Below are 26,626 nucleotides of genomic sequence, written 5' to 3'. Positions count from 1 at the left end.
CCGCCGCTACCATCGCAGCCCATGCGCAACCTGCAGTTCGACGAGATGGCGCTCTTTGCGCGGGTGGCCGAACTGGGCTCGCTCTCCGCGGCCGCGCGCGAGCGCGACGTCCCCGTCAGCCAGGTCTCGCGCACGCTCGCGCGGCTGGAGAAAGCCTGCGGCGCGCGGCTGATGCACCGCTCCACCCACGGCCTGTCGCTCACCGAGGAAGGCCGCACCTTCCTCGAGTACGGCCGGCGCGCGCTGTTCGCGATGGAGGAACTGGAAGGCGAGTTCGCCGCGCGCTCGGGCGAGCCCAGCGGCCTGGTGCGCGTGGCCGCCAGCACCGTGGTGGCGCAGTACCAGCTGGTTCCCAGCCTCGCCGGCCTCGCGCAACGCCATCCGCGCCTGCAGGTGGAGCTGGAAGTGGGCGACCGGCTGGTGGACCTCACGCGCGAACGCATCGACATCTCGATCCGCACCGCGCCCACCCTGCCGGACACCGTGGTGGCACGCCAGATCGGCACGCTGGGCCGCGCGCTGTACGCGGCGCCCGCCTATGCGCAGGCGCACGGGCTGCCCGCCCGCCCGGAGCAGCTGGCCGGCCACACGCTGATCACCAACAGCGCCGTCACCGTGCTGAACGAATGGCCCTTCCACGTCGACGGCGAGCCCTGGACCTTCGCGGCGCAGGGCCGATGGCGCGCCAACGACACCAACATGGCGGCGACCATGGTGCTGCAGGGACTGGGCATCGGCCGGCTCGCCACGCTGGTGGGCGACGTGCTGGTGCAGCAGGGTGTGCTGGTGCCGGTGCTGGCGGAGTTCGTCGACCTGGGGCCGGTGCCGGTGTACGCAGTGACGGCGGGCAGGCGCCACCGCCTGCCCAAGATCCAGGCCTGCCTGGACTACTGGAGCGAATGGTTCGGCGGCGGCCTCAGGTCGCCTTCCGTGCCACCAGCCCGATGAGGGCCGAGTGGCCCTTGTGCCCGGTGCCTTCGGCCAGTTCCGCCTCGTACTCGCGCAGCTCCAGGATCTCCATGCCGGCGAAGGCATCGCGCAGCAGTTCCGGCGTGTACATGTGCGAAGCGAAGGGCGGCCCGCCGGTGCGGAATTCCAGCTGCCTGGGCGTGTAGCCCTGCAGCAGCAGCGTGCCGCCCGGCTTCAGGCAGCGCTGCATGCCGGTGAAGATGCGCGCGCGCATCTCGGGATCGGCGAACTGGATGAAGATCGCCGCCACGCCGTCGTACAGGTTCTCGGGCCACTGCAGCTGCGCGATGTCGGCGACGGCGAAGTTGACCTTGACGCCGGTGCCGCGCGCGAAGTCGCGCGCCTTGCGCACCGCCACCTCGGAGATGTCGAAGGCATCGACCGTCACCGCCCGGTCCGCGAGATAGACGCTGTTGCGCCCTTCGCCGTCGGCCACGCACAGCACGCGTTGTCCGGCCTGCCACAGGTGCGCGTGCTCGCGCAGCCAGCCATTGGGCTCCGTGCCGAACAGGTAGCCCGACTCCGAGAAACGGCGGTTCCAGGTGCCTGCCGGATCGTCGAAGGGCTGGGAGGTGGTGGCCAGGACGCTCATGCAGCCATCTTAGGCACGGGAACTGTCCCCATCCTTGCGGAAAACCCGTCCTCCGTGCGATGGCGATGCGCGCAGTGCCCCGGGGGGGCCGCGCGTCCCCGGCCGGCGTCAGGGTGCCGTCAAGTGCTCCAGCGGCCAGCGCGGCTTGACGTCGAAGGCGTAGCTGGGGGTGGCCTGCTGCACGCCCGCCTGCAGCCGCATGGCCGCCGCCAGCGCGATCATGGCGCCGTTGTCGGTGCACAGGGACAGTTCCGGGTAGTGCACCCGCACCCCCCGCCTGGCGCAGGCAAGGTCGAGCTGGGATCGCAGCCGCAGGTTGGCCCCCACGCCGCCGGCAACCACGATGCGCTGCAGGCCGCTGCGGTCCAGGGCCATCAGTGATTTCCTTACGAGCACCTCGACAATCGCAGCCTCGGTGGAGGCGGCGAGGTCGGCCCGGCGCGCCGCCAGCTGGTCGCCCAGCTTGTGCGCCTGCGTCAGCACGGCCGTCTTGAGGCCGGCGAAGGAGAAGTCGAGGTCGCCGCTGTGCAGCAGCGGCCGCGGCAGCTTGAACGCGGCGGGGTCGCCCTGCTCCGCCAGCTTGGCCAGCGCCGGTCCGCCCGGATAGCCCAGGCCGAGCAGCTTGGCCGACTTGTCGAAGGCCTCGCCGGCCGCATCGTCGATGGTCTCGCCCAGCGTTCGGTACTGGCCCACGCCTTCCACCTGCATCAGTTGCGTGTGGCCGCCCGACACCAGCAGCGCGATGAAGGGAAATTCCGGCGGATCGCCGCTGAGGAAGGGCGACAGCAGGTGGCCTTCCAGGTGGTGCACGCCCAGCACCGGCCGGCCCAGCGCCGAACCCAGCGCGCAGGCGACGCCCGCACCCACCAGCAAGGCGCCCGCGAGCCCCGGCCCGCGCGTGTAGGCGACGACGTCCACGTCGGCAAGCGCGCAGCCGGACGCCGCCAGCACCTGTTCGGCCAGCGGCAGCACGCGTCGGATGTGGTCCCGGCTCGCCAGCTCCGGCACCACGCCGCCATAGGCCTGGTGCATGTCGATCTGGCTGTGCAGCGCGTGGGCGCGCAGCACCGGGACGCCCGTCCCGGTGGATTCGACCAGCGCCACGCCGGTCTCGTCGCAGGACGACTCGATTCCCAGAACGATCATGCGTCCGAGTGTAGCGGCCGGACCTTGTCCCCACGGGGCGGCATGCTTGTTGCTGCAGTGCGCGTGATGATGAAGTCCGGTTCCAGTTTCCTGCTCGCCGCCCGCCAGTGCGAGATCGCCGAACTCGAGGAGCTCGCCCGCACCGGCGAACTCGTCGGCGTGATCGGCGGCTTCGTCCACGCGCTGCAGCGCGAGCGGGGCCTGTCCAACCTGTTCCTCGGTTCGCGCGGCACCCGCTTCGCCGAAGCCTTGCAGGCGCAGCACGCAGAATGCGCCCGGGCCGAGCAGCAGGTGCGCGCCGCGTTCGCGGGACTCGACACCGGCTCCGCGCAGGTGCGCAACGGCGCGCGCCTGTTCAGCCGGGTGGCCATGGTGCTGCACGGGCTGGACGGCCTGCCGGCGCTGCGCGACCGGGTCGCGGCGCAGGCGCTGGGCGCGCCCGAGGCCACGGCGGCCTACGTGAAACTGGTGGCCGGCCTGCTGGCCGTGGTGTTCGAAGCCGCGGACACGGCCAGCGATCCCGCCATCTCGCGCGCCCTGCTGGCGATGTTCAACTTCATGCAGGGCAAGGAGTTCGCCGGCCGCGAGCGCGCGTTCGGCGGCAACGCCTTCGCCGCCGGCGGCATCGACGCCGCCGGCCAGCAGCAGTGGCACCACCTGGTGGAGTCGCAGCAGGCCTGCCTGCAGGTGTTCGCCGACTTCGCCGCGCCCGAGGTGCTGCGGGTCGACCACGCGAGCCGCGATCCGCAGATGCTGGTCGAAGTGGAACGCCTGCGGCGGCTCGGGGCGAGCGGCCGCCCGGGGCCGCTGGACCGCAACCTCAGCCAACCCTGGTACGACGCCTGCACGCGCCGGCTCGACGCCATGCGCAGCGTCGAGGACGTGCTGGCGCTGCACCTGCGCCACCTGTGCGAGGCGCGCATCGCGCAGGCCCGCTCGGAGCTGCGCGACCAGCGCGCCCTGCTGGAGGCATTGGCCAGCGAGGACCGCATGCGCGGCCCCGAGCCCGCCGCCGGCTATGGCCCCCACCTGGAGCGCACCCTGCCCGCGCTGCTGCAGGAGCAGGCGCTGCGCCTGCAGGCGATCGGCGACGAACTCGACGCGGTGCGCACCAGCCTGAACCAGCGCAAGGTGGTGGAGCGCGCCAAGGGCCTGCTGATGGCGCACCGCCAGATGAGCGAAGAGGATGCGTACAACGCGCTGCGGCAGATGGCGATGAACCAGAACCGCCGCATCGTCGACGTGGCCGAAGCGGTGCTTTCGCTGGCCGATGTCCTGCCGGGGAGCGTCCGCTGAGGGCGATGCACTGCTGCGGTGCACAAAAGCGGTGCACGGCCGGGCGAAAGGCCCCCAAAACAGCTGGCACGCTCCCTGCATGAAGGAAGGTGAATCGGGCGCCAACGGCGGCGCGCGACCCCGACCGAATCCAGGACAACGGCGTCCCTCCCTGCGTGCCCCAGGCACCCAGCGTGATGGACGCCGTTTCTCTTTCTCTCTTCGCAACCAGGAGCACACGATGCAAAGCAACACCACCAAGGTCACTCGCCGGACCCTCCTGCAGGGCGCGGCCGCGCTCGGCGGGGCGAGCCTCGCCGGCACCTTCCCGGGCATCGTGATGGCCCAGGGCACCGCGCTGGAGACCAAGGCCGCCAAGCTCGGTTTCATCGCCCTCACCGACGCGGCGCCGCTGTTCGTTGCCGACGAGAAGGGCTTCTTCAAGAAGCACGGCATGACCGAGGTGGAGGTGCTCAAGCAGTCCTCCTGGGGCGCCACGCGCGACAACCTGGTGCTGGGCTCCAGGAGCAGCGGCATCGACGGCGCCCACATCCTGACGCCGATGCCCTACCTGATCACCACCGGCGCGGTGACGGCCAACAACGTGCAGGTGCCGATCAGCATCCTGGCCCGCCTGAACCTGGGCGGCCAGTGCATCTCGGTGGCCAACGAATACAAGGACCTGAAGGTCGGCCTGGACAACAAGGAATTCAAGAAGGCCCTGCTGGCCAAGCGCGTGAAGACCGGCAAGCCGGTGAACGCCGCCATGACCTTCCCCGGCGGCACGCACGACCTGTGGATGCGCTACTGGATGGCCGCGGGCACCGTGGACCCCAACCGCGACATCAACACCATCGTCGTGCCCCCGCCGCAGATGGTGGCGAACATGAAGGTCGGCAGCATGGACACCTTCTGCGTGTGCGAGCCCTGGAACCACCAGCTCATTCACCAGAAGATCGGCTACACGGCGCTCACCACCAGCGAACTCTGGATGAACCATCCGGAGAAGGCGTTCGCCATGCGCACCGACTACGTGCAGGCCAACCCGAACGCCACCAAGGCGCTGCTCAAGGCCGTCATGGAAGCGCAGATGTACTGCGAGGACCCGAAGAACCGGGCCGAGGTCGCCGAGATCTGCTCGCGCCGCCGCTGGATCAGCGCCCCGGTGGAAGACATCGTCGACCGCATGAAGGGCGACTTCGACTACGGCACCGGCCGCGTCGAGGCCAACAGCAAGTTCCAGATGCGCTACTGGAAGGACCAGGCCTCGTACCCCTTCCAGTCGCACGACCTGTGGTTCCTCACCGAGAACCAGCGCTGGGGCTACCTGCCGCCCAACCTGGACACCAAGGCGCTGATCGCCAAGGTGAACCGCGAGGACCTGTGGCGCGCCGCTGCCAAGGAGCTGGGCGTCGCCGCCAAGGACATCCCGGCGTCCACCTCGCGCGGTGTCGAGAAATTCTTCGACGGCAAGGTGTTCGACCCCGCCAACCCGAAGAAGTACCTCGACTCGCTCGAGATCAAGAACATCAAGAGCGCCTGAGGAGCCACCGCATGAGCACATCCGACATCGTGGAACCCATCCCCGTGACGCGCGTGGCCGCGCCCCACTTCCTGCAGGCCTGGGCCCGTGACGCCGTGCGCGGCTTCATGACCTACGTGCTGCCGCCGCTGGTGATCATCGGCTTCCTGGTGCTGATCTGGCAGGTGCTGGGCTCGCGTCCGGGCGCCGCCCTGCCCGCGCCGAGCAAGGTGGTGCAGGACACCTGGGAGCTGATCGTGCATCCCTGGTACGACCGCGGCGGCAACGACGTGGGCATCGCCTGGCAGCTGCTGGCCAGCCTCAAGCGCGTGGCCTACGGCTACTCGCTGGCCGTGATCGTCGGCGTGAGCCTGGGCGTGCTGGTGGGCCAGTCCACTTGGGCGCTGCGCGGGCTGGATCCGCTGTTCCAGGTGCTGCGCACGGTGCCGCCTCTGGCCTGGCTGCCGATTTCTCTGGCCGGTTTCCGCGACGGCGCCCCCTCGGCGATCTTCGTCATCTTCATCACGTCGATCTGGCCAATCATCATCAACACCTCGATCGGCATCCGCAACATCCCCGAGGACTACCGCAACGTCGCGAAGGTGATCCGCCTGAACGGCATCGAGTACTTCGCCAAGATCATGCTGCCGGCCGCCGCGCCCTTCATCTTCTCGGGGCTGCGCATCGGCGTCGGGCTGTCGTGGCTGGCGATCATCGCCGCCGAGATGCTGATCGGCGGCGTGGGCATCGGCTTCTTCATCTGGGACGCGTGGAACTCCTCGCGCATCAGCGACATCATCCTGGCGCTCGTCTACGTGGGCCTGGTCGGCTTCACGCTGGATCGCATCGTCGCCTTCATCGGCCGCAAAGTGACCCGCGGCACCAGCGCATCCTGAGGACTGCACCATGAGCAACGCCTACCTCACCCTCTCGCGGGTCGACATGACCTTCCCCGGCCCGAACGGCGGCAACCCCGTGCTGAAGGGCATCGACCTGGAAGTGCAGCGCGGCGAGTACATCTCGCTGATCGGCCACTCGGGCTGCGGCAAGTCCACCGTGCTGAACATCGTGGCCGGCCTGCTGGAGGCCACGTCGGGCGGCGTGATCGTCGACGGGCGCGAGGTGAACTCGCCCGGCCCGGACCGCGCCGTGGTGTTCCAGAACCATTCGCTGCTGCCCTGGCTCACCGTCTACCAGAACGTGGAGATCGCGGTGGACAAGATCTTCCGCGACTCGCGTTCCTCCGGCGAGCGACGGGAGTGGATCCTGCACAACCTGGCGATGGTGAACATGTCGCATGCGCTGGACCGCCTGCCCTCGCAGATCTCCGGCGGCATGAAGCAGCGCGTGGGCATCGCCCGGGCGCTGGCGATGGAGCCCAAGGTGCTGCTGCTGGACGAGCCGTTCGGCGCGCTCGATGCGCTCACGCGCGCCCACCTGCAGGACGAGGTGATCCGCATCCAGTCCGAGCTGGGCAACACGGTGATGATGATCACGCACGACGTCGACGAGGCGGTGCTGATGTCGGACCGCGTGGTGATGATGACCAACGGCCCCGCAGCCACCATCGGCCAGGTGATGGACGTCCCGCTCGAGCGCCCGCGCAACCGCATCGCGCTGGCCGAGGACCACACCTACAACCACTGCCGCCAGGAGATCCTGTCCTTCCTGTACGAGAAGCAGCGCAAGGTGGAGCCCATCTCCGCGCGCACCCCCGGCAGCTTCGGCCGCAAGGACAAGGTCGCCGCCTGAAGCGCGGGCCGGCAGAACAAGAAACGTTGGGAACCCCATGGCCGCCGTCCTCACCGCTGACGCCCCCCCGTCCGCCTCCGCACCGCGCGTCCGCCGCGCGAAGGCGGGCGCGGGCTTCACCTTCGGCAAGTACCGCGAGATCATCATCGCGGTCGCGTTCTTCCTGCTGTTCGATCTCGGCGTCCTGGTCCTGAACTTCTACACCTCGTTCAAGATCGACCAGGACACCGTGGCCATCAACCTGGCCGGCCGCCAGCGCTACGTCTCGCAGCGCATCGCCCGCACCCTGCTGGAACTGGACGCGGCGCGCGCCGCCGGCCGGCCCCACCGGCCCGAAACGCTGGCGGAGCTGCGCGCGGGCACCAAGATCTTCGACCTCTCGCAGGCCGCCTTCCGCAAGGGCGACACCATCCCCGGCGGCGACGGCAAGCCGGTGTTCCTGGACGCCGTCACCTCCGAACGCGGACGCGCGCTGGAAGCGCAGGTGGACGCGATCTGGGGCCCGTACCACCGCAAGCTGCAGCCGCTGATGGTCGACGGCTTCGCACCCGAGGACCTGGCGGCCGCGCTCGCCTACAGCCAGGCGAACAACATCCAGCTGCTCAACGTCGCCAACGACTTCGTGACCGAGACGCAGGCGATCGGCGCCTCGCGGGCCAGCACGCTGCGCATGGTGCAGACCGGCGGCATCGTGCTGGCGCTGCTGAACTTCGCCTTCATCCTGCTGAAGTTCCTGCGCCGCCTGCAGACGTCCGACGCGGCCATCGAGGCCGCCAACGACGAGAACCGCGAAATCCTGCAGTCGGTGCGCGAGGGCCTGTTCCTGATCACGCCGGACTTCCGGCTCGGCTCGCAGCTGTCCCGCTCGGCGCATGCGCTGTTCGGGCGCAACCTCGCGCCCGGCCAGGACTTCTTGGCGCTGCTGGAGCCGCTGCTGACCGACAAGGCACTGTCCGATGCCCGCGCCTACGTGCAGCTGCTGTTCGCGCCGCACGTGAAGGAAGCGCTGGTGCAGGGCATCAACCCGCTGTCCGAGGTGGAAGCGCTGGTGAAGAACCGGCTGGGGCAGGAGCAGATCCGGCACCTGTCCTTCCACTTCAACCGGGTGGTGGAGGACGGCGCGGTGCGGCACCTGCTGGTGACGGTGCAGGACGTGTCGGCCCGCATCGAGCTGGAGCACAAGCTGCAGTCGGAGCGGCTGCGCTCGCAGAAGGAATTCGAGATGCTGCTGCGGGCGGTGGACGCGGACCCGGCGCTGCTGCGCCAGTTCGTGACCCGCGCCGAACAGCACCTGCTGGAAGTGAACGACCTGCTGCGCAGCACGTCCAGCGCGCAGGGCGAGGCGGCCGTGCTCCAGCGCGTGGACGAGGCGCGGCGGCGCGTGCATGCGTTGAAGGGCGACGCGGCGGTGCTGGGCCTGGAGACGCTGGCCAGCCAGGCGCACGCCTTCGAGGACACGCTGGACCGCATCCGCCAGGGCGGCGGCGCCGGCGACGTGGGGCAGGCCCTGCTGGCGCTGCCGCTGCCGCTGGAGGAACTGCTGGCCAAGGTCGGCGCGTTGAAGAACCTGGCCGGAATGGGGCGCGCCGCGTCGGCGCAGGCCGACCCCGCCGGCTCGATCAACACCCTGCTGGCCGGCCTCGCCGGCGAGGTAGCGCGCGACTGCGGCAAGAAGGTGCTGCCGGAGGTCGCCATGGGCGCGCTGGCGGACCTGCCGCCCGGCCAGGCCGACCTGGTGCGCGAGACCGCCGTGCAGCTGCTGCGCAACGCCGTCACCCACGGCCTGGAGGCGCCCGTCACCCGCAACGACAACGGCAAGGCGGAAACGGGGAGCGTGAGCGTGCGGCTGGTGCGCGCGGACATGGAATGGGTGCTGACCGTGCGCGACGACGGCGCGGGCCTGTCCGCGCCGCGCGTGAAGCGCAAGCTGCTGGAGCTGGGCTGGTACACGGCGCAGCAGCTGGAAAGCTTCGACGACCGCCAGCTGGTCGCCCACATCTTCAAGCCCGGCTTCTCCACGGCGAACGGCGTCTCTCTGCACGCGGGGCGCGGCATCGGCCTGGACCTGGTGCAGGCCAACGTGCAGAAGCTGGGCGGCCGCCTCACCCTCGCCTCCACGCCCGGGGAGTTCACCGAATTCAGGGTCCGCTTTGCGGCGTGAGGAGACTGACCATGCGACTGCTGATCGTCGACGACTCCAACATGATCCGCTCGCGCATCTCGCGGGTGGTGCAGGGCGGCGGGCTGTCCGGCATCGCGCTGGTGGGGCTGGCCCGCAACGGCGCCGAGGCGCTGCGCGTGGCGCGGGCGACCCAGCCGGAGGTGGTGACCATGGACCTGACCATGCCCGAGATGGACGGCATCGAATGCATCCAGGAAATGCTGCGCATGCTGCCGCGCACCCGCATCCTGGTGGTCAGCGCGCTGTCCGACAAGTCGACCGCCATCGAGGCGCTGCGCCTGGGCGCCCGCGGCTTCGTGGCCAAGCCCTTCAGCGACGACGAGCTCAAGATCGCGCTGCTGGACGTCGTGGAAGGAAAGTAAGCCGATGGACGCCCTCACCGCCGACGAGCTCAAGATGTTCGTGGAATCCGTGCGCGAGTACTTCCGCGTGGTCACCCGCCAGGAACCCCAGATCACTTCCGCCTTCCTCGCCACCGGCGAGCTGCAGGGCCACGACTACAACGGCATCGTCAGCTTCTCGGGGTCCTTCAACGGCCACGTGCTGGTGTCCATGCCCGGGCAGTTGCTCAGGGAGCTGCTGCTGCTGCAGGGCGAGACCGACCTGTCGCAGGCCAACCTGCTGGACGCGGTCGGCGAGATCGCCAACACGCTGGGCGGCAACGCTCGCAAGAGCCTGGGCGCGGCGCTGCAGATCTCGGTGCCGGTGAAGCTGCACGGCAGCGGCGGCATCCAGGCGCGCGTGCGCAAGCACCCCTATGCGATCACCCTGAAGTGGAACCACCAGCCGGCGGTGGTGTGCATCGACATGGCCAAGTGTTGACCCGGAAAAATCGCAAGCGATCTTTCCGGGTTGCTTGATCGGTGGAGAGAGGACCGGCCAAGCCGGATCCTCTCTCCAAGGAAGACCGCGCTGCATGCCATTCCGCGCGGTCTACGTGACAGCTCCGGGAAACAGAACGAGAACGGGAGAGCGCGTTTTTGAGGACTGCGCGGAATAGCATGCAGCGCAGTCCCCCTTGTGAAGGTGAACCGGCTTTGCCGGGCACCTTCACACTGATCAGCCACTTGAAAAAGTGCGCAGCACTTTTTCAAGTGCCAATCAGCACCTCGATGCTGTGCTGGTAGGCCTCGGTCAGGCGGTCGAACAGCTCCAGCAGTTCCTCGCTCGCCGCCGCGACCTTCATGCGCGCACCGGGTTGGGCCGCCTCGGGCACGGCGGCGCGCAGCTCGCGCCACGCGGCATCGCCGCGCTCCAGCAGCGAGCGGATCTGCGGGCTGGACAGCGGCGCCTGCGCCAATGCCGCCAGGCCCTGCTCGAACTCAGCCGCGGTCTGCGCCAGCAAGGCCTCGGCGGCCTTGCGGTCGGTGGCCAGGGCCTGCAGCAGCGCCAGCTTGGCCATGCGCTGCGACAGCATGCGCTGGCGGCCGGCCACGTTCATCACCTGCACCTGCGCCGCCAGTCCCGACGCCTCCAGCGCCAGCACCAGCGCGTTGGCCTGCGCCACCATCGCATCGGCCTGCGCGTCCAGCCGGCCCAGCTCCACGGCGCGCGGCGGCGCGTCCAGCAGCTGGCGCACCTCCCTCCAGCCCGCGCGCGCGGCCGAGAGCAGGTCCCCGTAGGTGGCCGCCGAGAGCGCTTCCTCCAGCGCGGCGAGGTTGTCCTCCACCCGCTGGACCGACTCCTTCATCAGCAGCGCCGCGGCCGCGCCGTCGGTGCGGCTGCAGGCCAGCGCATACAGCTTCACCAGCCGTTGCGACAGCATGCGCTGCTGGCCCGCGCGGTTGATCGCCTCGGCGGTGCGCGCGGCGTCGATCACCTGGCGCGACACCTGCCCCACCTTGCGGTTGCCCTGCATGGAGGCGGTGCGCAGCAGCTGGAAGGCGTCTTCCTCGCTCACCTGCTGCGCCTGCATCAGGATGCCCTTGGCGCGGTCCACCCACTTGCGCTCGTCCAGCTTCTCGCCCAGTTCGGCGATGCTGGCACGCAGTTTCCGCTCGTGCTGCTCGCGCGCCTGCGCCAGCTGCACCAGCGGCCGCAGCCGCTGCGGCGCATAGCCCTGCACCACCCAGGCGTGCACGCCCGCATCCAGTGCACGCTGCAGTGCTTCCGCATCGGGGTCCTGGGTGAAGACCAGCACGGGCACCGGCTGCTGGGCTTGCAGCGTGGCAACCGACTGCAACAGGTCCGGCGTTGGGCGGGGTGCCCAGCAAACGAGCACGTCCGGGCCCAGGCGCAGCGTGTCGCGCACCAGGTGCGCGCAATCACCCTCGCCGCAGACGGTGAATCCGGCCGCGTTGAAGTGCGCGGCGAGCGCGGGTGCACCGGGATCGGGCGTGGCGAGGAGCAGGACGGTGGTCACGGTGGGTCGGTAGGGAGCGCGCAAGCATAGTGCAAGCCCCATGCGCGCCGCTGGCACGGTCCCTGCAAGGAAAGAGCCAACGGGTGTGACGACGCACCCGGGCCGTGCACCGTACCGCCGGCCATGCGCACGACGCTGTGTGCTGTTTGTACTCCCAATTCGGGGCAGGCCGCAGGCCCGCCCCCGGACCAGACACACACCATGCGCGCGTTCCACTACTTCCTGAAGTCCGGCCACTCGCCCACGCTGTTCGCGGCGTTCCTCTACTTCGCCTTCTCCTGCGCCATCTGGGTGCTCAACGGCGCCATGGCGCCCTTCATCCGCGAGAGCTACCAGCTCACCGCCGCCCAGCAGGGCCTGATGCTGTCCATCCCCATCGTCGCCGGTGCGCTGATGCGCTTCCCGCTGGGCGTGCTGGCGCAGTACATCGGCCGCAAGAGCGCCACGCTGGTGGAGATGGGGCTGATCGGCATCGCGATGGTGTACGGCCTGTTCTTCGTGCACGGCTTCGACGACCTGCTGGCCATGGGCGTGCTGCTAGGCATCGCCGGCGCCAGCTTCGGCGTCGCGCTGTCGCTGGGCTCCGGCTCCTTCCCGGCCCGCCACAAGGGACTGGCCATGGGCATCGTCGGCGCCGGCAACGTCGGCACGGCGGTCTCGGTGCTGCTGGCGCCCCCGCTGGCGCAGTGGCTGGGCTGGCAGGCCGTGTACGGCGTGGCGGCCGTCGCCATCCTCGTGCCGATGGCGGTGATGGTCGCCTTCGCCCGCGAACCGGCCGACGTCAACACCAAGGCCAGCCTGCGCGAGCACGTGGCCTGCCTGTTCGAAGGCGACGGCTGGGTGTTCAGCGTGATCTACGCCATCACCTTCGGCGGCTTCATCGGCCTCACCAGCTTCCTGCCTTCCTATTACTTCGAACAGTTCGGCGTGAGCAAGGTGGAGGCGGGCCAGCTCACCATGCTGGCGGCCTTCATGGGCGCCGCGCTGCGGGTGGTCGGCGGCGGGCTGGCCGACCGCTGGGGCGGCATCAACACCCTCACCCTGGTGCTCGCGGTGGTGACCGGATCGCTCGTGCTGGTCGGCTTTGCCGGCCACTCGCTGCTGCTCACCACGCTGCTGATGATGCTGTGCTTCGCTGCGCTGGGCGCGGGCAACGGCGCCCTGTTCCAGCTGGTGCCGCTGCGCTGGCCCGCGTCCACGGCGGTGGCCGGTTCCATGATCGGCGAGATCGGCGCCCTGGGCGGTGGCCTGGTGCCCAGCACCATGGGTCTGTCCCGCCAGTACCTGGGCACCTACGCCTGGGGCTTCCTCGTGTTCGCCGCGCTGGCGCTGCTGGTGGTCGGGCTGCTGCGCGCGGTGCAGCGCCGCTGGACGCGCTCCTGGGTGGGCCACGGCGGCCGCGCCCGCGTGCACACGGCCACCGGCGCCGCGGGCTGGCCCTCCGGCCGCGCGCACCCGCAACCCCTTTCCCATCTTTCGCAGGAGTAAACGATGAAGAAGATGAAACTCGTGATGGTCGGCAACGGCATGGCCGGTGTGCGCACCCTCGAGGAACTCCTCAAGATCCAGCCGGAGCTGTACGACGTGACGGTGTTCGGCGCCGAGCCGCACCCGAACTACAACCGCATCCTGCTGTCGCCGGTGCTGGCCGGCGAGCAGACGCTGGACGAGATCGTGCTGAACTCCTGGGAGTGGTACGAGCAGAACGGCATCCGGCTGCACGCCGGCAAGAAGGTGGTGCAGATCGACCGCGTGAAGCGGGTGGTGCGCGCCGACGACGGCACCGAGGAAGAGTACGACCGGCTGCTGCTGTGCACCGGCTCCAACCCCTTCATCCTGCCGGTGCCGGGCAAGGACCTGCAGGGCGTGATCGCCTACCGCGACATCGCCGACACCAACACGATGATCGAGGCCGCGCAGAAGTTCCGCAAGGCGGTCGTGATCGGCGGCGGCCTGCTGGGCCTGGAAGCGGCCAACGGCCTGATGAAGCGCGGCATGGACGTCAGCGTGGTGCACGTGATGCCCTGGCTGATGGAGCGCCAGCTCGATGACGTGGCGGGCAAGCTGCTGCAGAAGTCGCTGGAAGAGCGCGGCCTGAAGTTCCTGATCGGCGCCCAGACCCAGGAACTGGTCGGCGGCGAAGATGGCCGCGTCAAGGCGATCAGGTTCAAGGACGGCACCGAGCTGGAGGCCGACCTGGTCGTGATGGCCGTCGGCATCCGCCCGAACACCGAGCTGGCCGAGAAGGCCCGGCTGCACTGCAGCCGCGGCATCGTGGTGAACGACACCATGCAGACCGTGACCGACGCCCGCATCTATTCCGTGGGCGAGTGCGCGGCCCACCGTGGCATCGCCTACGGCCTGGTCGCGCCGCTGTTCGAGCAGGCCAAGGTGGCGGCCAACCACCTGGCGCAGTTCGGCATCGGCCGCTACACCGGCTCGCTCACCTCCACCAAGCTGAAGGTGACCGGCATCGACCTGTTCTCCGCCGGCGAGTTCATGGGCGGCGAAGGCACGGAAGAGATCGTGATGAGCGATCCCTTCGGCGGCGTCTACAAGAAGCTGGTGATCAAGGACGACAAGCTGGTGGGCGCCTGCCTGTACGGCGACACCGTGGACGGCAGCTACTACTTCAAGCTGCTGCGCGAGGGCCGCAAGATCGGCGACATCCGCGACAAGCTGATGTTCGGCGAGTCCAACCTGGGCGATGCCGGCCACCAGGGCCAGAACAAGGCCGCGGCGATGGCCGACGCCGACGAGGTCTGCGGCTGCAACGGCGTCAACAAGGGCACGATCTGCAAGGCCATCAAGGAAAAGGGCCTGTTCACCCTGGACGACGTGCGCAAGCACACCAAGGCCAGCGCCTCCTGCGGCTCCTGCACCGGGCTGGTSGAACAGATCATCATGTTCACCGCCGGCGGCGACTATTCCTCCGCGCCCAAGAAGAAGGCACTGTGCGGCTGCACCGACCACAGCCACCAGGAAGTGCGCGACGCGATCAAGGCCAACAAGCTCATCACGATCGCCGCCACCATGCAGTTCATGGAATGGCGCACGCCCAACGGCTGCTCCTCGTGCCGCCCGGCGCTGAACTACTACCTGATCTCCACCTGGCCCAAGGAGGCGAAGGACGATCCGCAGTCGCGCTACATCAACGAGCGCAGCCATGCGAACATCCAGAAGGACGGCACCTACTCCGTGATCCCGCGCATGTGGGGCGGCGAGACCACCGCGTCCGAACTGCGCCGCATCGCCGACGTGGTGGACAAGTACAAGATCCCCACCGTCAAGGTCACCGGCGGCCAGCGCATCGACCTGCTGGGCGTGAAGAAGGAGGACCTGCAGAACGTCTGGAAGGACATCGGCATGCCCTCCGGCCACGCCTACGCGAAGGCGCTGCGCACGGTGAAGACCTGCGTGGGCAGCGAATGGTGCCGCTTCGGCACCCAGGACTCCACCCAGATGGGCAAGGACCTGGAACGCGCGCTGTGGCGCATGTACGCCCCGCACAAGGTCAAGCTGGCCGTGTCCGGGTGCCCGCGCAACTGCGCGGAGTCCGGCATCAAGGACGTGGGCGTGATCGGCGTGGATTCCGGCTGGGAGATCTACGTCGGCGGCAACGGCGGCATCAAGACCGAGGCCGGCCAGTTCTTCTGCAAGGTGAAGACCTCCGACGAAGTGCTGGAGTACAGCGGCGCCTTCCTGCAGCTGTACCGCGAGGAAGGCTGGTACCTGGAGCGCACGGTGCACTACATCAACCGCGTCGGCCTGGACTACGTCAAGAAGAAGATCCTCGACGACCATGCCGGCCGCAAGGTGCTGTGGGAGCGGCTGCAGTTCGCCCTGGACGGCGAACCCGACCCCTGGTTCGAGCAGCACAAGGCGCAGGTCGACACGCGCCAGTTCGAAAAACTCACTGCGGAAGGACAGGCGGCATGAAGGCGAACGACTGGCAGGTGATCTGCCGCGTGGAAGACATCCCGGTGCTGGGATCCCGGCGCGTGGCGCGCGAGCGCGGCATGGACGTGGCGGTGTTCCGCAACGACCAGGACCAGGTGTTCGCCCTCCTCGACCGCTGCCCGCACAAGGGCGGGCCGCTGTCGCAGGGCATCGTGTTCGGCACCAGCGTGGCCTGCCCGCTGCACAACTGGACCATCGGCCTGGACGACGGCTGCGCCAAGGCGCCGGACGAGGGCTGCACCCAGCGCTTCTCCTGCCGCGTCGACGGCGGCAACGTGCTGCTGGACCCGGTGGAACTGGCCACGCTGGCGCTCGACGTGCAGCCGCCCAAGGCCGGGCCCTGCGCCGGCACGGGCGCCCTGGGCGACGCCACTTTCGACGTGCAGGCGCCGCACTCCTGACATGACCTTGAAGGAGACGGAGACCCGCTCCACCTGCCCTTACTGTGGCGTGGGCTGCGGCGTGATCATCGCGTCGCAGGGCGACCAGATCACGGGCGTGCGCGGCGACCCCGAGCATCCGGCCAACTTCGGGCGGCTGTGCACCAAGGGGTCGACGCTGCACCTGACGGCGTCGGCGCCGGTGACGCAGCACACCCGCCTGCTGCATCCCATGCTTCGCGAGCAGCGGGGCGAGCGGCCGCTGCGGGTGGACTGGCACGCCGCGCTGGAAATCGCGGCCGACCGCTTTGCGCAGGTGATCCGCGCGCACGGGCCGGATGCCGTGGGCTTCTACATCTCCGGCCAGCTTCTCACCGAGGACTACTACGTCTTCAACAAGCTGGCGAAGGGCCTCATCGGCACCAACAACGTCGACACCAACTCGCGGCTTTGCATGAGCAGCGCGGTGGCCGGCTACAAGATGACGCTGGGCGCCGATGCGCCGCCCAACTGCTACGACGACGTGAACCACGCCGGCTGCATCTTCATCGTCGGCAGCAACACGGCCTATGCGCACCCGATCCTGTTCCGCCGGATCGAGGAGGCGAAGGCCCGCAATCCGCAGCTGAAGATCGTCTTCTGCGACCCGCGCCGCACCGACACCGCCGAACTCGCGGACCTCTACCTGCCGATCCAGCCCGGTACCGACGTGATGCTGTTCCACGGCCTGCTGCACATCATGCTGTGGGAAGGCTGGACGCAGCCCACGTACATCGCGCAGCACACGGGCGGCTTCGACGCGCTGAAGGACGTGGTGCGCGAGTGCACGCCCGACCTGGTGGCGCAGACCTGCGGCATCCGCAAGGAAGACCTGTTGACGGCGGCGCGCTGGTTTGCCACCTCGCCCGCGACGCTGAGCCTGTACTGCCAGGGCCTCAACCAGTCCAGCAGCGGCACCGCCAAGAACGCGGCGCTGGTCAACATGCACCTGGCCACCGCGCAGATCGGCCGGCCAGGCGCGGGCCCGTTCTCGCTCACCGGGCAGCCCAATGCCATGGGCGGACGCGAAGTCGGCGGGCTGGCCAACCTGCTCTCGGCACACCGAGACCTCGCCAACCCGCAGCACCGCGCCGAAGTGGCCGCCTTGTGGGGCGTGCCCTCGGTCCCCGAGAAACCCGGCAAGACCGCCGTGGAGATGTTCCAGGCCGCGGCCGACGGCGAGATCAAGGCGCTCTGGATCGCCTGCACCAATCCCGCGCAATCGATGCCCGACCTGGCGACGGTGCGCCGCGCCTTGCAGCGCGCCGAGTTCGTCGTGGTGCAGGAAGCCTTCGCCACGACCGAGACCTGCAGCTACGGGGATTTGCTGCTGCCCGCCACCACCTGGGGCGAGAAGGACGGCACCGTCACCAACAGCGAACGCCGCATCAGCCGCGTGCGCCCCTCGGTGGCCGCGCCCGGCGGCACGCGCCACGACTGGCAGATCGCGGTGGAGTTCGGGCGCCGGTTGGAATCGCGGCTCGGCCGCGCGACCACCCTCTTCCCCTACGCCACTCCCGAATCCATCTGGCTCGAACACCGCGAGTCCACCCGCGGGCGCGACCTCGACATCACCGGCCTCAGCTATTCGCTGCTGGAGCAGTCGCCGCAGCAATGGCCCTTCCCCGAAGGGGCCACCCGGGGCCGCGAACGGCTGTACGAAGACGGCGTGTTCCCCACCGCCGACGGCAAGGCGCGCTTCGCCGCCGTGAAGTACCAGCCGCTTGCCGAGCCGCGCGAGTCGCGCTATCCCTTCTCCCTCACCACCGGGCGGCTGCGCGACCAGTGGCACGGCATGAGCCGCACCGGCACGCTCGGCCGCCTGTTCGGCCACGTTCCGGAACCGGCGGTGCAGATGCATCCACAGGACATCGCGCGCCGCCAGCTGAAGGAAGGCGACCTGGTGCACGTCACCTCGCGGCGCGGCTCCATCGTCCTGCCGGTGCAGGCCAGCACCGAACTGGGCCTGAGCCAGGCCTTCGTCGCGATGCACTGGGGCGCCGATTTCCTCAGCGGCCTGTCCAGCACGGGAGAACGCCTGCTGGGCGTCAACGCCCTCACCACCTCGGCCTACTGCGCCACTTCGAAGCAACCCGAGCTGAAGCACGCGGCGGTGAAGATCCTGAAGGCGGAACTGCCGTGGACCCTGCTGGCCGCGGCATGGCTGCCCGCGGGCGATGCGTTCGAGGTGCGCGAACAGTTGCAGGCGCTGATGGCGCTCTTTCCCTTCGCGTCCTGCGTGCCCTTCTCCAACAATGCACCACTGGCGCAGGCGGCCACGCAGGAGCGCAGCGGCGTGCTGTTCCGCGCCGCGGCCCACGAGCCGCCCCCGGACGAGGTGCTGCAACGGCTGGAAGCACTGTTCGCGCTGGCGGGCGCCGAAACGCTGCGCTATGCGGACAAACGCAAGGGCCAGCGCCGCAGCCTGCGCGTGCGGCGCGACGGCGCCGACATGAAGCTCGATGGCCTGCTGCTGGCGGGCGACACCAGCGCCGAAGCCTGGCTCAAGGCCTTGCTGCTGCAGGACCTGCCCGCGCAGGCCTACGGGCGGCTGCTGCTCGCACCCGGCGCCAAGGCACCGGTGGCCGTGCCGCAAAAGGGCAAGCAGGTCTGCAGCTGCTTCGGCGTGGAAACGCAGGCCATCGAAGGCCATCTCGCCAGTCGCACCGGCACGCCGGAAGAGCGGCTCGGCTCGCTCCAGGCCAAGCTGCGTTGCGGCACCAACTGCGGCTCCTGCGTGCCGGAGCTCAAGCGCATGGTGCGCGCGATCGTGCCGCTCGCTGCGGCGGCCTGATCGCCCGTCGCCTGATTCAGCTTATAGCCAGGGGTCATCAGGCCTCTGGGACAATTGGGCGTGGGCATCAGTCAATACCTCAAGGAAATTGGCCGCGGCAAGCAGGGCGCGCGGCCGCTGGACCGCGCCCGGGCCAGCGACCTGTTCGGCCAGATCCTGGACGGCGAGGTCAGCGATCTCGAGGTCGGCGCCTTCTGCATCGCGATGCGCGTGAAGGGGGAGACGCCCGAGGAGATGTGCGGATTCCTCGACGCCACCCACGCGCGGCTGCGACGGGTGCATGCCGACAGCGGCCGGCCGGTGGTCGTGCTGCCGAGCTACAACGGCGCGCGTCGGCTGCCGGTGCTGACGCCGCTGCTGGCGGGCCTGGTCGCGCGCCAGGGCGTCCCGGTGCTGATCCACGGCACGTCCACCGAATCGAGCCGCGTGTTCGTGCGCGACGTGCTGCACGCGCTGGACATCCAGGCGTCCGACCACGCACCGGTGCTGCGCGATGGCCAGGTGGCCTTCGTCCCCACCGAGGTGCTGAGCCCCGGGCTCAAGCGCCTGCTGGACGCGCGCCGCCTGATCGGCCTGCGCAACAGCGCGCACAGCCTGGTGAAGCTGATGAATCCCGTGGACGGTCCGGCCGTGATCGTCAGCAGCTACACGCATCCGGAATACGCCGTGTCCATGGGCGAGGTGTTCGAGATGATCGGCGCCACCGCGCTGCTGCTGCGCGGCACCGAGGGCGAAGTGGTGGCGGATGCGCGCCGCCTGCCGCAGATGGATGGCTTCGTGCGCGGCACGCGGGTGCCGCTGCAGGAAGGGCGCAAGGGCACGCTGACCGACCTGCCGGACTTGCCCAAGGAAGTGGACCCGGAGACGACCGCCACTTACATCCGCGACGTGCTGCAGGGGCGTAAGCCCATCCCCGAATCCATGGGTCTCCAGGTGGAACACATCTTGCGATTGGCCTCGGCATGAACACAGGCAAAGTCACCCTCGTCGGCGCCGGGCCCGGTGACCCGGATCTGCTGACCCTGAAGGCCCTCAAGGCCATCCAGTCCGCCACCGTGCTGCTGGTCGACGACCTCGTGAGCGACGAGGTCGTCGGCCACGCGCCGAAATCCACGCGCATCGTCTACGTCGGCAAGCGCGGCGGCTGCAAGAGCACGCCGCAGGCCTTCATCGAGAAGCTGATGGTGATGGCCGCGCGCGAGGGCGAGAACGTCGTGCGCCTCAAGGGCGGCGACCCCTTCATCTTCGGCCGCGGCGGCGAGGAGGTGGAACACCTGCGCGCCGCCGGCGTGCAGGTCGAGGTCATCAACGGCATCACGGCGGGCCTGGCCGCGGCCACGTCGCTGGGCGTTCCGCTGACGCACCGAAACCATGCGCACGGCGTGATCTTCCTGACCGGCCACGCCCAGAAAGGTGCCGAGTCCCTGGACTGGAAATCTCTGGCGGCCGCCGCCCGCGATGCGCGCCTGACCCTGGTGATCTACATGGGCGTGAGCAGCGCGGCCCGCATCCAGGCGGAGCTGCTGAGCGGGCTGCCCGCGGACACGCCGGTGGCGATCGTGCAGCGCGCCTCGCAGCCGGACCAGCGCCATGCCGTCACGACGCTGGGCGAACTGGCCGCCACCGTGGCGCGCGAGTCGCTCGCGAGCCCCTCGGTGATCGTGGTGGGCGACGTGGTGCGCGGCGTCGCCGTGGCCGGCCAGGCGGTGGACCGCCAGCGGGTCGCGTAGCCGCCGCACCCATAATGCGCGTCCATGCCCGACGCGCCCCCCACGACCTTCGACGCCATCGTCATCGGCGCCGGCGCCGCGGGCCTGTTCTGCGCCGGTGTCGCCGGCCAGCTGGGCGTCAAGGTCCTGCTGGTCGACCACGCGGAAAAGGTCGCCGAGAAGATCCGCATCTCCGGCGGCGGCCGCTGCAACTTCACCAACCGCGACCTCGATGCGCGGGCGCCGCAGAAGCACTTCCTGGGGGACAACCCCCATTTCTGCCGGTCCGCGCTGGCGCGCTACACGCCGCAGGACTTCATCGCGCTGGCCCAGAAGCACGGCATTCCTTTCCACGAGAAGCACAAGGGGCAGCTGTTCGGCGACCGCTCCTCCGACGACTTCATCCGCATGCTGCTGGCCGAATGCGCGGCCGGCGGCGTGACGCACTGGCAGCCGTGCAGCGTGTCCGGCATCGCGAGAGCGGGTGACCTCTACGAGGTGCGGACCAGCCGCGGCACCGTGCAGGCGCGCTCCGTGGTGATCGCCACCGGCGGGCTTTCGATCCCCAAGATCGGCGCCAGCGACTTCGGTTACCGCATCGCGCAGCAGTTCGGCCTGAAGCTCGTGCCGCCGCGCCCGGCCCTGGTGCCGCTCACGTTCGACGGCGAGGCCTGGGCGCCCTTCGCGCAGCTCGCGGGCCTGGCGCTGCCGGTGCGCATCGAGACCGGGACGAAGAAGGAGCGCATCGCGTTCGACGAGGACCTGCTGTTCACCCACCGCGGCCTGAGCGGCCCGGCGGTGCTGCAGGTCTCCAGCTACTGGAAGGAAGGAACGCCGATCCGCATCGACCTGGCACCCGGCCACGACCTGGCGGTGGAACTGCTGGCGGCCAAGGCGCGCGGCTCGCGCAAGCTGATCGCCAACGAACTGGCCCAGTGGGTGCCGGCGCGGCTGGCCGACGCCTGGGTGCAGCAGGACCCGGCCTGGCAGCGGCCGGTGAACGAGGCCGGCGACAAGTCCCTGCAGCAGCTGGCCCAGCGCCTCTCGGCCTGGGAGCTGGTGCCCACCGGCACCGAGGGCTATCGCAAGGCCGAAGTGACCGCCGGCGGGGTGGACACCCGGGAGCTGTCCTCGCAGACGCTGGAAGCCACCCGCCAGCCCGGCCTGTACTTCATCGGCGAGGCGGTGGACGTCACCGGCTGGCTGGGCGGCTACAACTTCCAGTGGGCCTGGGCCAGCGGGTACGCCTGCGGGCAGGCGCTGGCCGGGCGCTGACCTGCAGGCCGGGAAGCCCCCGCCCGCGGCTCACGGACGAGCAGGCCGGTTGCCGGCTGTCCACATGCGGCTATAATCTCGGGCTTTGCTGGCAAACCCCCACCGGCCTGATCGAACAGAACTCGGATTCGCCCCCGAGGTCGAAGGGTGGGGACCCCCGGCGGATGTCCTCGATCTTCATCCGCCACACTGAACATTCTGGAAGTCATGACGACCATTCGTGTCAAGGAAAACGAGCCGTTTGACGTGGCGCTGCGCCGCTTCAAGCGCACCATCGAGAAGCTGGGTCTGCTGACCGAACTGCGCGCCCGCGAGTTCTACGAGAAGCCCACTGCCGAGCGCAAGCGCAAGAAGGCCGCCGCCGTCAAGCGCCACTTCAAGCGCGTTCGCAGCATGCAGCTGCCCAAGAAGCTGTACTGAGCCCCGGCTGACAGTACCGAAAGCCCGCCCGGGGACGCCCGCGCGGGCTTTTTTCATGCACCCGACAAGGAACCCACCATGGCCACGCTCAAGGAACGCATCACCGAGGACATGAAGGCCGCCATGCGCGCCAAGGACAGCGAGCGCCTGGGCGCCATCCGCATGCTCACCGCCGCCATCAAGCAGAAGGAAGTGGACGAGCGCGTGGAGCTGGACGACGCCGCCGTGGTCGGCATCGTCGACAAGCTGCTCAAGCAGCGCAAGGACAGCATCGAGGCCTTCCAGAAGGCCAATCGCCAGGACCTGGTCGCCAAGGAACAGGCCGAAGCCGCCGTGCTGCAGGCCTACCTGCCCGCGCGGCTGTCGGCCGACGAGGTCGCCGCCGAGGTGAAGGCCATCGTGGCCGAGCTGGGCGCCAAGGGCCCCGGCGACATGGGCAAGGTGATGGGCGCCGTCAAGCAGCGCCTGGCCGGCAAGGCGGACATGGGTCAGGTCAGCGCGGCCGTGAAAGCGGCCCTGGCGGGCTGAGGGACTTGTCCTTCCCCCGCTGGGGGAAGGCTGGGATGGGGGCGCTGGGGCCTGGCCGAGTGCCGGGAGGGCCCCCACCCTGACCCTCCCCCGAAGGGGAGGGAGAAAACCGAGGTCAGCTGCCGGCGACCTTCATCCGGTTGATCAGGATCGAGCCCACGGTCTTGGCGCCGTAGTTGTAGACGTCGGCGCCCACCGCCTCGATGCCCATCAGCATGTTCTTGAGGTTGCCGGCGATGGTGATCTCCTGCACCGGGTAGGCGATCTCGCCGTTCTCCACCCAGAAGCCGCTCGCGCCGCGCGAGTAGTCGCCGGTCACGTAGTTCACGCCCTGCCCCATCAGCTCGATCACGAACAGGCCGGTGCCCAGCTTGCGGAGCATCTCCACCAGGTCGTCGCCCGGCTCGGTGCGGCGCGAGGCCAGCGTCAGGTTGTGCGAGCCGCCCGCATTGCCGGTGGTCTTCATGCCCAGCTTGCGGGCCGAATAGCTGCTGAGGAAGTAGCCTTCGACGCGGCCCTGGTCGACCACCTTGCGGGCGCGCGTGCGCACCCCTTCCTCGTCGAAGGGGGCGCTGCCCTTGCCGCGCGGCAGGAACGGGTCCTCGACCACGTCGATGTGGTCGGCGAAGACCTGCTTGCCCAGCGAGTCCAGCAGGAAGGTGCTCTTGCGGTACAGCGACCCGCCGCTGGTGGCCTGCACGTAGCCCCCCAGCAGGCCGGCGGCCAGCGGCGACTCGAACAGCACCGGGCACTCGCGCGTGCTGATCTTGCGCGACTTCAGGCGGGACAGCGCGCGCTCGGCGGCGTAGCGGCCCACCGCCTCGGGCGAAGCGAGTTCGCCGGCCGAGCGCATCGAGCTGTACCAGGCGTCGCGCTGCATCTCGTCGCCGCGGCCGGCGATGGGAGCGACCGAGATCGAATGGCGCGAACTGGCGTAGCCGCCGCGAAAGCCGTGCGTGTGGGCGCTGAAGAAATGGCTTTGCTGCGCCGAGACGCCGGCACCTTCGCTGTTGTCGATGCGCGCATCGGTGTCGAAGGCGGCGCGCTCGCAGCGCAGCGCCAGTTGCGCGGCTTCCTCGCTCGTGACGTTCCAGGGGTGGAACAGCTCCAGGTCGCGCTGCGATTCCAGCGGCGCGACATCCTCGGGGTCGGGCAGGCCGGCCACCGGGTCCTGCGCGGTGAAGCGCGCGATGTCGTAGGCGGCCTGCACCGTGCGCTCGATCGCCGGGCGCGAAAAGTCGGAGGTGCTCGCGTTGCCGCGCTGGCTGCCCATGTACACGGTGATGCCCAGCGACTTGTCGCGGTTGCGCTCCACCGTCTCGAGTTCGCCCTTGCGCACGGACACGCTCAGGCCGCAGCCTTCGGACGCCTCCGCTCCCGCATCGGTGGCGCCGAGTTTCCTGGCGTGCGCCAGGGCGAAATCGACCAGTTCTTCGAAGTCGGCGCGGCCGTAGCTGAAGCCGGATCCGTCCTGCGCGGGTGTTTTGTTCATGGCGGGCTATGATACTTGTGCATCGCAGCGTCGGACGGTCGCGCAGCCGGCCCTTCCCTTACCTTCCCCCCATGTCCCGCAAACCCAAAAAAGGCTATTTCGTCAAAGGCCACTTCGTCGCCGAAGGCAGCGAACTGGACCTCGAACTGCGCGCCGAGCAGACCGGCGGCGAACCCAGCCGCACGGAGCTGAAGAAGGAAAGCGCCGAACTGCAGAAGTTGGGCGAGGCCCTGCTGACCCTGCGGTCCGACCTGTTCGAGCGGCTGGCCCTGCCCGAATCGCTGCAGACCGGGCTGGACGAACTCAGGCGCATCACGAACTTCGAAGGGCGCCGCCGCCAGTCGCAGTACGTGGGCAAGCTGATGCGCCAGCTGGACCCCGACACGCTGCAGGCGATCCGCGACGCGCTGGACGTACAGCGCAGCGGCTCCGCGCAGCAGACGCTGGCGCTGCACGCCGCGGAGAAGTGGCGCGATGACCTGATCGCCAGCGACGACGCCGTGCAGTCGTGGATCGCCGCGCACCCTGCAACCGATTCGCAGCAGCTGCGCGCCCTGGTGCGCCAGGCGCGCAAGGACGGCGCGCCGACGCAGGACGAGGTCTCCAAGGGCCAGGCGCCGCGCCGCGGCCGCGCCTTCCGCGAGATTTTCCAGCTGGTGCGCGACACGCTGGACGAGGAAGAACATGAGTGAGCACGACCCCGTCACCATCGGCATCGTCTCGGTCAGCGACCGCGCCTCCAGCGGCGTCTACGAAGACAAGGGCCTGCCCGCGCTGAAGGACTGGCTGGGTCGCGCGCTGAAGAACCCGATCACCTTCGCCGAACGCCTGATTCCCGACGAAAAGGAGCGCATCAGCGCGACGCTCATCGAACTGGTGGATGCCGGCTGCTCGCTGGTGCTCACCACCGGGGGCACCGGCCCCGCGCCGCGCGACGTGACGCCGGAAGCGACGCTCGCGGTGGCGGACAAGGAAATGCCGGGCTTCGGCGAGCAGATGCGGCAGATCAGCCTGCGCTTCGTGCCCACGGCCATCCTGTCGCGCCAGGTGGCGGTGGTGCGCAAGCAAAGCCTGGTGATCAACCTGCCCGGCCAGCCCAAGTCGATCCAGGAGACGCTGGAAGGACTGAAGGAAGAAGGCAGGCAGGTGGTGCCGGGGATCTTCGCCGCGGTGCCCTACTGCGTGGACCTGATCGGCGGGCCTTACCTGGAAACGAACGACGAGGTCTGCAAGGGGTTCCGGCCGAAGAGCGCGATCCGCAAGTAGGCTGGGGTTGGGGGACGGCTGGGGTTGGGGGACGGCTGGGGTTGGGGGTAGGCTGGGGTGACGAAAGGAACCCCAGCGGTGCGCAAGGCGCTGGGGTTCGGCTGCGCGCTCACCGCCAGCCTACGGACCGCGCCAGCCTACGGACCGTGCCAGCCTGCAGGCTGCGCCAGCCTCGGACGCCGCCCCGCCTACTTGCCCACCAGCTGCGTCAGCTTGTCCGCCTCGAAGTCTTCCTTGGTCTTCGCGTCCGATGGCACGCACGACGCGTCCCGCCGCTGCGCGGACAGCTGTTCGATCGCATGCCACAGCAGGGCGATCTGGTGCTCCTGCGAGGACGCGTTGTCGATCAGGCCCTTCATCGCCTGCGACAGCGGGTCGTCGCTCTGGGTGATGCCGTAGGCGGAGAAGCCCATCTTGGCCGCGACCTCCTCGCGGCGGGCGGTGTCGTCGGCCTGGATGATGCGTGCCGGGATGCCGACGGCGGTGGCGCCCTCGGGCACCGGCTTGATCACCACGGCGTTGCTGCCGATCTTGGCGTTGTCGCCCACGGTGAAGCCGCCCAGCACCTTGGCGCCGGCGCTCACGACCACGTTGCGGCCCAGCGTCGGGTGGCGCTTGGTGCCCTTGTACAGCGAGGTGCCGCCCAGCGTCACGCCCTGGTAGATGGTGCAGCCGTCGCCCACTTCCGCCGTCTCGCCGATCACGACCCCCATGCCGTGGTCGATGAAGACGTCATCGCCGATCGTGGCGCCCGGATGGATCTCGATGCCGGTCAGCCAGCGGGAGAAGTGCGAGGTGAAGCGCGCCAGCCAGCGCAGGTCGCGCCGCCACAGCCAGTGCGCGCCGCGGTGCAGCACCAGGGCATGCAGCCCCGGATAACACGTGAGCACCTCCCACTTGCTGCGCGCGGCAGGGTCGCGGTCGAGGATGCACTGGATGTCGGAACGCAGGCGGCGGAACATG

The 26,626-nt window shown here is 69.5% G+C and carries 24 protein-coding genes; 19 read left to right on the top strand and 5 right to left on the bottom strand.

Annotated elements, in window-relative coordinates:
• The first annotated feature begins 21 nt into the window (after positions 1 to 21).
• Positions 22 to 948: a LysR family transcriptional regulator gene (locus AC1DSA_RS21650; RefSeq protein ID WP_477892962.1), complete on the top strand. Its 927-nt coding sequence runs from the start codon at positions 22 to 24 to the stop codon at positions 946 to 948.
• Here the strand turns inward: AC1DSA_RS21650 and AC1DSA_RS21645 are convergent.
• Together AC1DSA_RS21645 and tsaD are read right to left on the bottom strand one after the other, a co-directional pair.
• The gene (locus AC1DSA_RS21645; RefSeq protein ID WP_477892961.1) at positions 917 to 1,561 is read right to left on the bottom strand and encodes a class I SAM-dependent methyltransferase; all 645 of its coding nucleotides are present in this window, start codon (positions 1,559 to 1,561) and stop codon (positions 917 to 919) included. The two genes, AC1DSA_RS21650 and AC1DSA_RS21645, sit on opposite strands and share 32 nt — an antisense overlap.
• Positions 1,562 to 1,669: 108 nt before the next feature.
• Positions 1,670 to 2,707 (bottom strand): tRNA (adenosine(37)-N6)-threonylcarbamoyltransferase complex transferase subunit TsaD, encoded by a 1,038-nt coding sequence (tsaD, locus tag AC1DSA_RS21640; RefSeq protein WP_477892960.1) that lies wholly within the window; start codon positions 2,705 to 2,707, stop codon positions 1,670 to 1,672.
• Between the two features lie 69 nt (positions 2,708 to 2,776).
• Here tsaD and AC1DSA_RS21635 point away from each other — a divergent pair, with 69 nt between their 5' ends.
• The 7 genes from AC1DSA_RS21635 (at position 2,777) to AC1DSA_RS21605 (ending at position 10,260) form a co-directional block, all read left to right on the top strand.
• Positions 2,777 to 4,003, top strand: coding sequence for a nitrate- and nitrite sensing domain-containing protein (locus AC1DSA_RS21635; RefSeq protein WP_477892987.1), 1,227 nt, complete (start codon positions 2,777 to 2,779; stop codon positions 4,001 to 4,003).
• A gap of 220 nt (positions 4,004 to 4,223) precedes the next feature.
• Positions 4,224 to 5,525: a CmpA/NrtA family ABC transporter substrate-binding protein gene (locus AC1DSA_RS21630; RefSeq protein WP_477892959.1), complete on the top strand. Its 1,302-nt coding sequence runs from the start codon at positions 4,224 to 4,226 to the stop codon at positions 5,523 to 5,525.
• 11 nt (positions 5,526 to 5,536) lie between these two features.
• Positions 5,537 to 6,400, top strand: a complete 864-nt coding sequence (gene ntrB / locus AC1DSA_RS21625) for a nitrate ABC transporter permease (protein ID WP_477892958.1) — start codon at positions 5,537 to 5,539, stop codon at positions 6,398 to 6,400.
• Between the two features lie 10 nt (positions 6,401 to 6,410).
• Entirely contained in the window at positions 6,411 to 7,256 is an 846-nt protein-coding gene (locus AC1DSA_RS21620) for an ABC transporter ATP-binding protein (RefSeq protein ID WP_477892957.1), read from the top strand.
• Positions 7,257 to 7,293: 37 nt separating this feature from the next.
• Positions 7,294 to 9,417: an ATP-binding protein gene (locus tag AC1DSA_RS21615; RefSeq protein WP_477892956.1), complete on the top strand. Its 2,124-nt coding sequence runs from the start codon at positions 7,294 to 7,296 to the stop codon at positions 9,415 to 9,417.
• A gap of 11 nt (positions 9,418 to 9,428) precedes the next feature.
• A complete protein-coding gene (locus tag AC1DSA_RS21610) occupies positions 9,429 to 9,800 on the top strand; it encodes a response regulator transcription factor (RefSeq protein ID WP_477892955.1) in 372 nt (123 codons plus the stop codon).
• Between the two features lie 4 nt (positions 9,801 to 9,804).
• Positions 9,805 to 10,260: a chemotaxis protein CheX gene (locus tag AC1DSA_RS21605; protein WP_477892954.1), complete on the top strand. Its 456-nt coding sequence runs from the start codon at positions 9,805 to 9,807 to the stop codon at positions 10,258 to 10,260.
• A 268-nt stretch (positions 10,261 to 10,528) separates the two neighbouring features.
• Here AC1DSA_RS21605 and AC1DSA_RS21600 read toward each other — a convergent pair whose 3' ends face one another.
• Complete coding sequence (locus AC1DSA_RS21600; protein WP_477892953.1) at positions 10,529 to 11,800, bottom strand: type IV pili methyl-accepting chemotaxis transducer N-terminal domain-containing protein; 1,272 nt, start codon at positions 11,798 to 11,800, stop codon at positions 10,529 to 10,531.
• A 201-nt stretch (positions 11,801 to 12,001) separates the two neighbouring features.
• Here AC1DSA_RS21600 and AC1DSA_RS21595 point away from each other — a divergent pair, with 201 nt between their 5' ends.
• From AC1DSA_RS21595 to AC1DSA_RS21555, 9 genes are all read left to right on the top strand, one after another.
• Positions 12,002 to 13,288 carry an MFS transporter gene (locus AC1DSA_RS21595; protein WP_477892952.1) on the top strand — a complete coding sequence of 429 codons (1,287 nt, stop codon included), beginning with the start codon at positions 12,002 to 12,004 and terminating at the stop codon, positions 13,286 to 13,288.
• Positions 13,289 to 13,291: 3 nt separating this feature from the next.
• Positions 13,292 to 15,739, top strand: a complete 2,448-nt coding sequence (gene nirB / locus AC1DSA_RS21590) for a nitrite reductase large subunit NirB (RefSeq protein ID WP_477892951.1) — start codon at positions 13,292 to 13,294, stop codon at positions 15,737 to 15,739.
• Complete coding sequence (gene nirD / locus AC1DSA_RS21585) at positions 15,736 to 16,161, top strand: nitrite reductase small subunit NirD (protein WP_477892950.1); 426 nt, start codon at positions 15,736 to 15,738, stop codon at positions 16,159 to 16,161. Before nirB ends, nirD begins: the two co-directional genes overlap by 4 nt.
• A gap of 1 nt (position 16,162) precedes the next feature.
• Positions 16,163 to 18,973: a nitrate reductase gene (locus tag AC1DSA_RS21580; protein WP_477892949.1), complete on the top strand. Its 2,811-nt coding sequence runs from the start codon at positions 16,163 to 16,165 to the stop codon at positions 18,971 to 18,973.
• 60 nt (positions 18,974 to 19,033) lie between these two features.
• Positions 19,034 to 19,939, top strand: a complete 906-nt coding sequence (gene ybiB / locus AC1DSA_RS21575; RefSeq protein ID WP_477892948.1) for a DNA-binding protein YbiB — start codon at positions 19,034 to 19,036, stop codon at positions 19,937 to 19,939.
• Entirely contained in the window at positions 19,936 to 20,703 is a 768-nt protein-coding gene (gene cobA / locus AC1DSA_RS21570) for a uroporphyrinogen-III C-methyltransferase (RefSeq protein ID WP_477892947.1), read from the top strand. The genes ybiB and cobA overlap by 4 nt, the downstream gene beginning before the upstream one ends.
• 24 nt (positions 20,704 to 20,727) lie before the next feature.
• The gene (locus AC1DSA_RS21565; RefSeq protein ID WP_477892946.1) at positions 20,728 to 21,957 is read left to right on the top strand and encodes a BaiN/RdsA family NAD(P)/FAD-dependent oxidoreductase; all 1,230 of its coding nucleotides are present in this window, start codon (positions 20,728 to 20,730) and stop codon (positions 21,955 to 21,957) included.
• 207 nt (positions 21,958 to 22,164) lie between these two features.
• Positions 22,165 to 22,377 (top strand): 30S ribosomal protein S21, encoded by a 213-nt coding sequence (gene rpsU / locus AC1DSA_RS21560; protein ID WP_104301834.1) that lies wholly within the window; start codon positions 22,165 to 22,167, stop codon positions 22,375 to 22,377.
• Between the two features lie 78 nt (positions 22,378 to 22,455).
• Positions 22,456 to 22,905, top strand: coding sequence for a GatB/YqeY domain-containing protein (locus AC1DSA_RS21555; protein ID WP_477892945.1), 450 nt, complete (start codon positions 22,456 to 22,458; stop codon positions 22,903 to 22,905).
• A gap of 115 nt (positions 22,906 to 23,020) precedes the next feature.
• On the opposite strand, the gene pmbA is transcribed toward AC1DSA_RS21555, so the two are convergent.
• Entirely contained in the window at positions 23,021 to 24,397 is a 1,377-nt protein-coding gene (pmbA, locus tag AC1DSA_RS21550) for a metalloprotease PmbA (protein ID WP_477892944.1), read from the bottom strand.
• Between the two features lie 71 nt (positions 24,398 to 24,468).
• Here pmbA and yjgA point away from each other — a divergent pair, with 71 nt between their 5' ends.
• Both yjgA and mog read left to right on the top strand, forming a co-directional pair.
• Positions 24,469 to 25,089: a ribosome biogenesis factor YjgA gene (gene yjgA / locus AC1DSA_RS21545; RefSeq protein WP_477892943.1), complete on the top strand. Its 621-nt coding sequence runs from the start codon at positions 24,469 to 24,471 to the stop codon at positions 25,087 to 25,089.
• On the top strand, positions 25,082 to 25,663 hold the full coding sequence (mog, locus tag AC1DSA_RS21540; protein ID WP_477892942.1) for a molybdopterin adenylyltransferase: 582 nt from the start codon (positions 25,082 to 25,084) through the stop codon (positions 25,661 to 25,663). Before yjgA ends, mog begins: the two co-directional genes overlap by 8 nt.
• 188 nt (positions 25,664 to 25,851) lie before the next feature.
• On the opposite strand, the gene cysE is transcribed toward mog, so the two are convergent.
• Entirely contained in the window at positions 25,852 to 26,625 is a 774-nt protein-coding gene (gene cysE, locus AC1DSA_RS21535; protein ID WP_477892941.1) for a serine O-acetyltransferase, read from the bottom strand.
• Between the last annotated feature and the right edge of the window lies 1 nt (position 26,626).

The sequence above is a fragment of the Ramlibacter sp. P4_H7 genome (assembly GCF_056400765.1).
The sequence above is the reverse complement of the archived record's forward strand: the minus strand, read 5'-3'. Positions and strand labels throughout refer to the sequence as shown.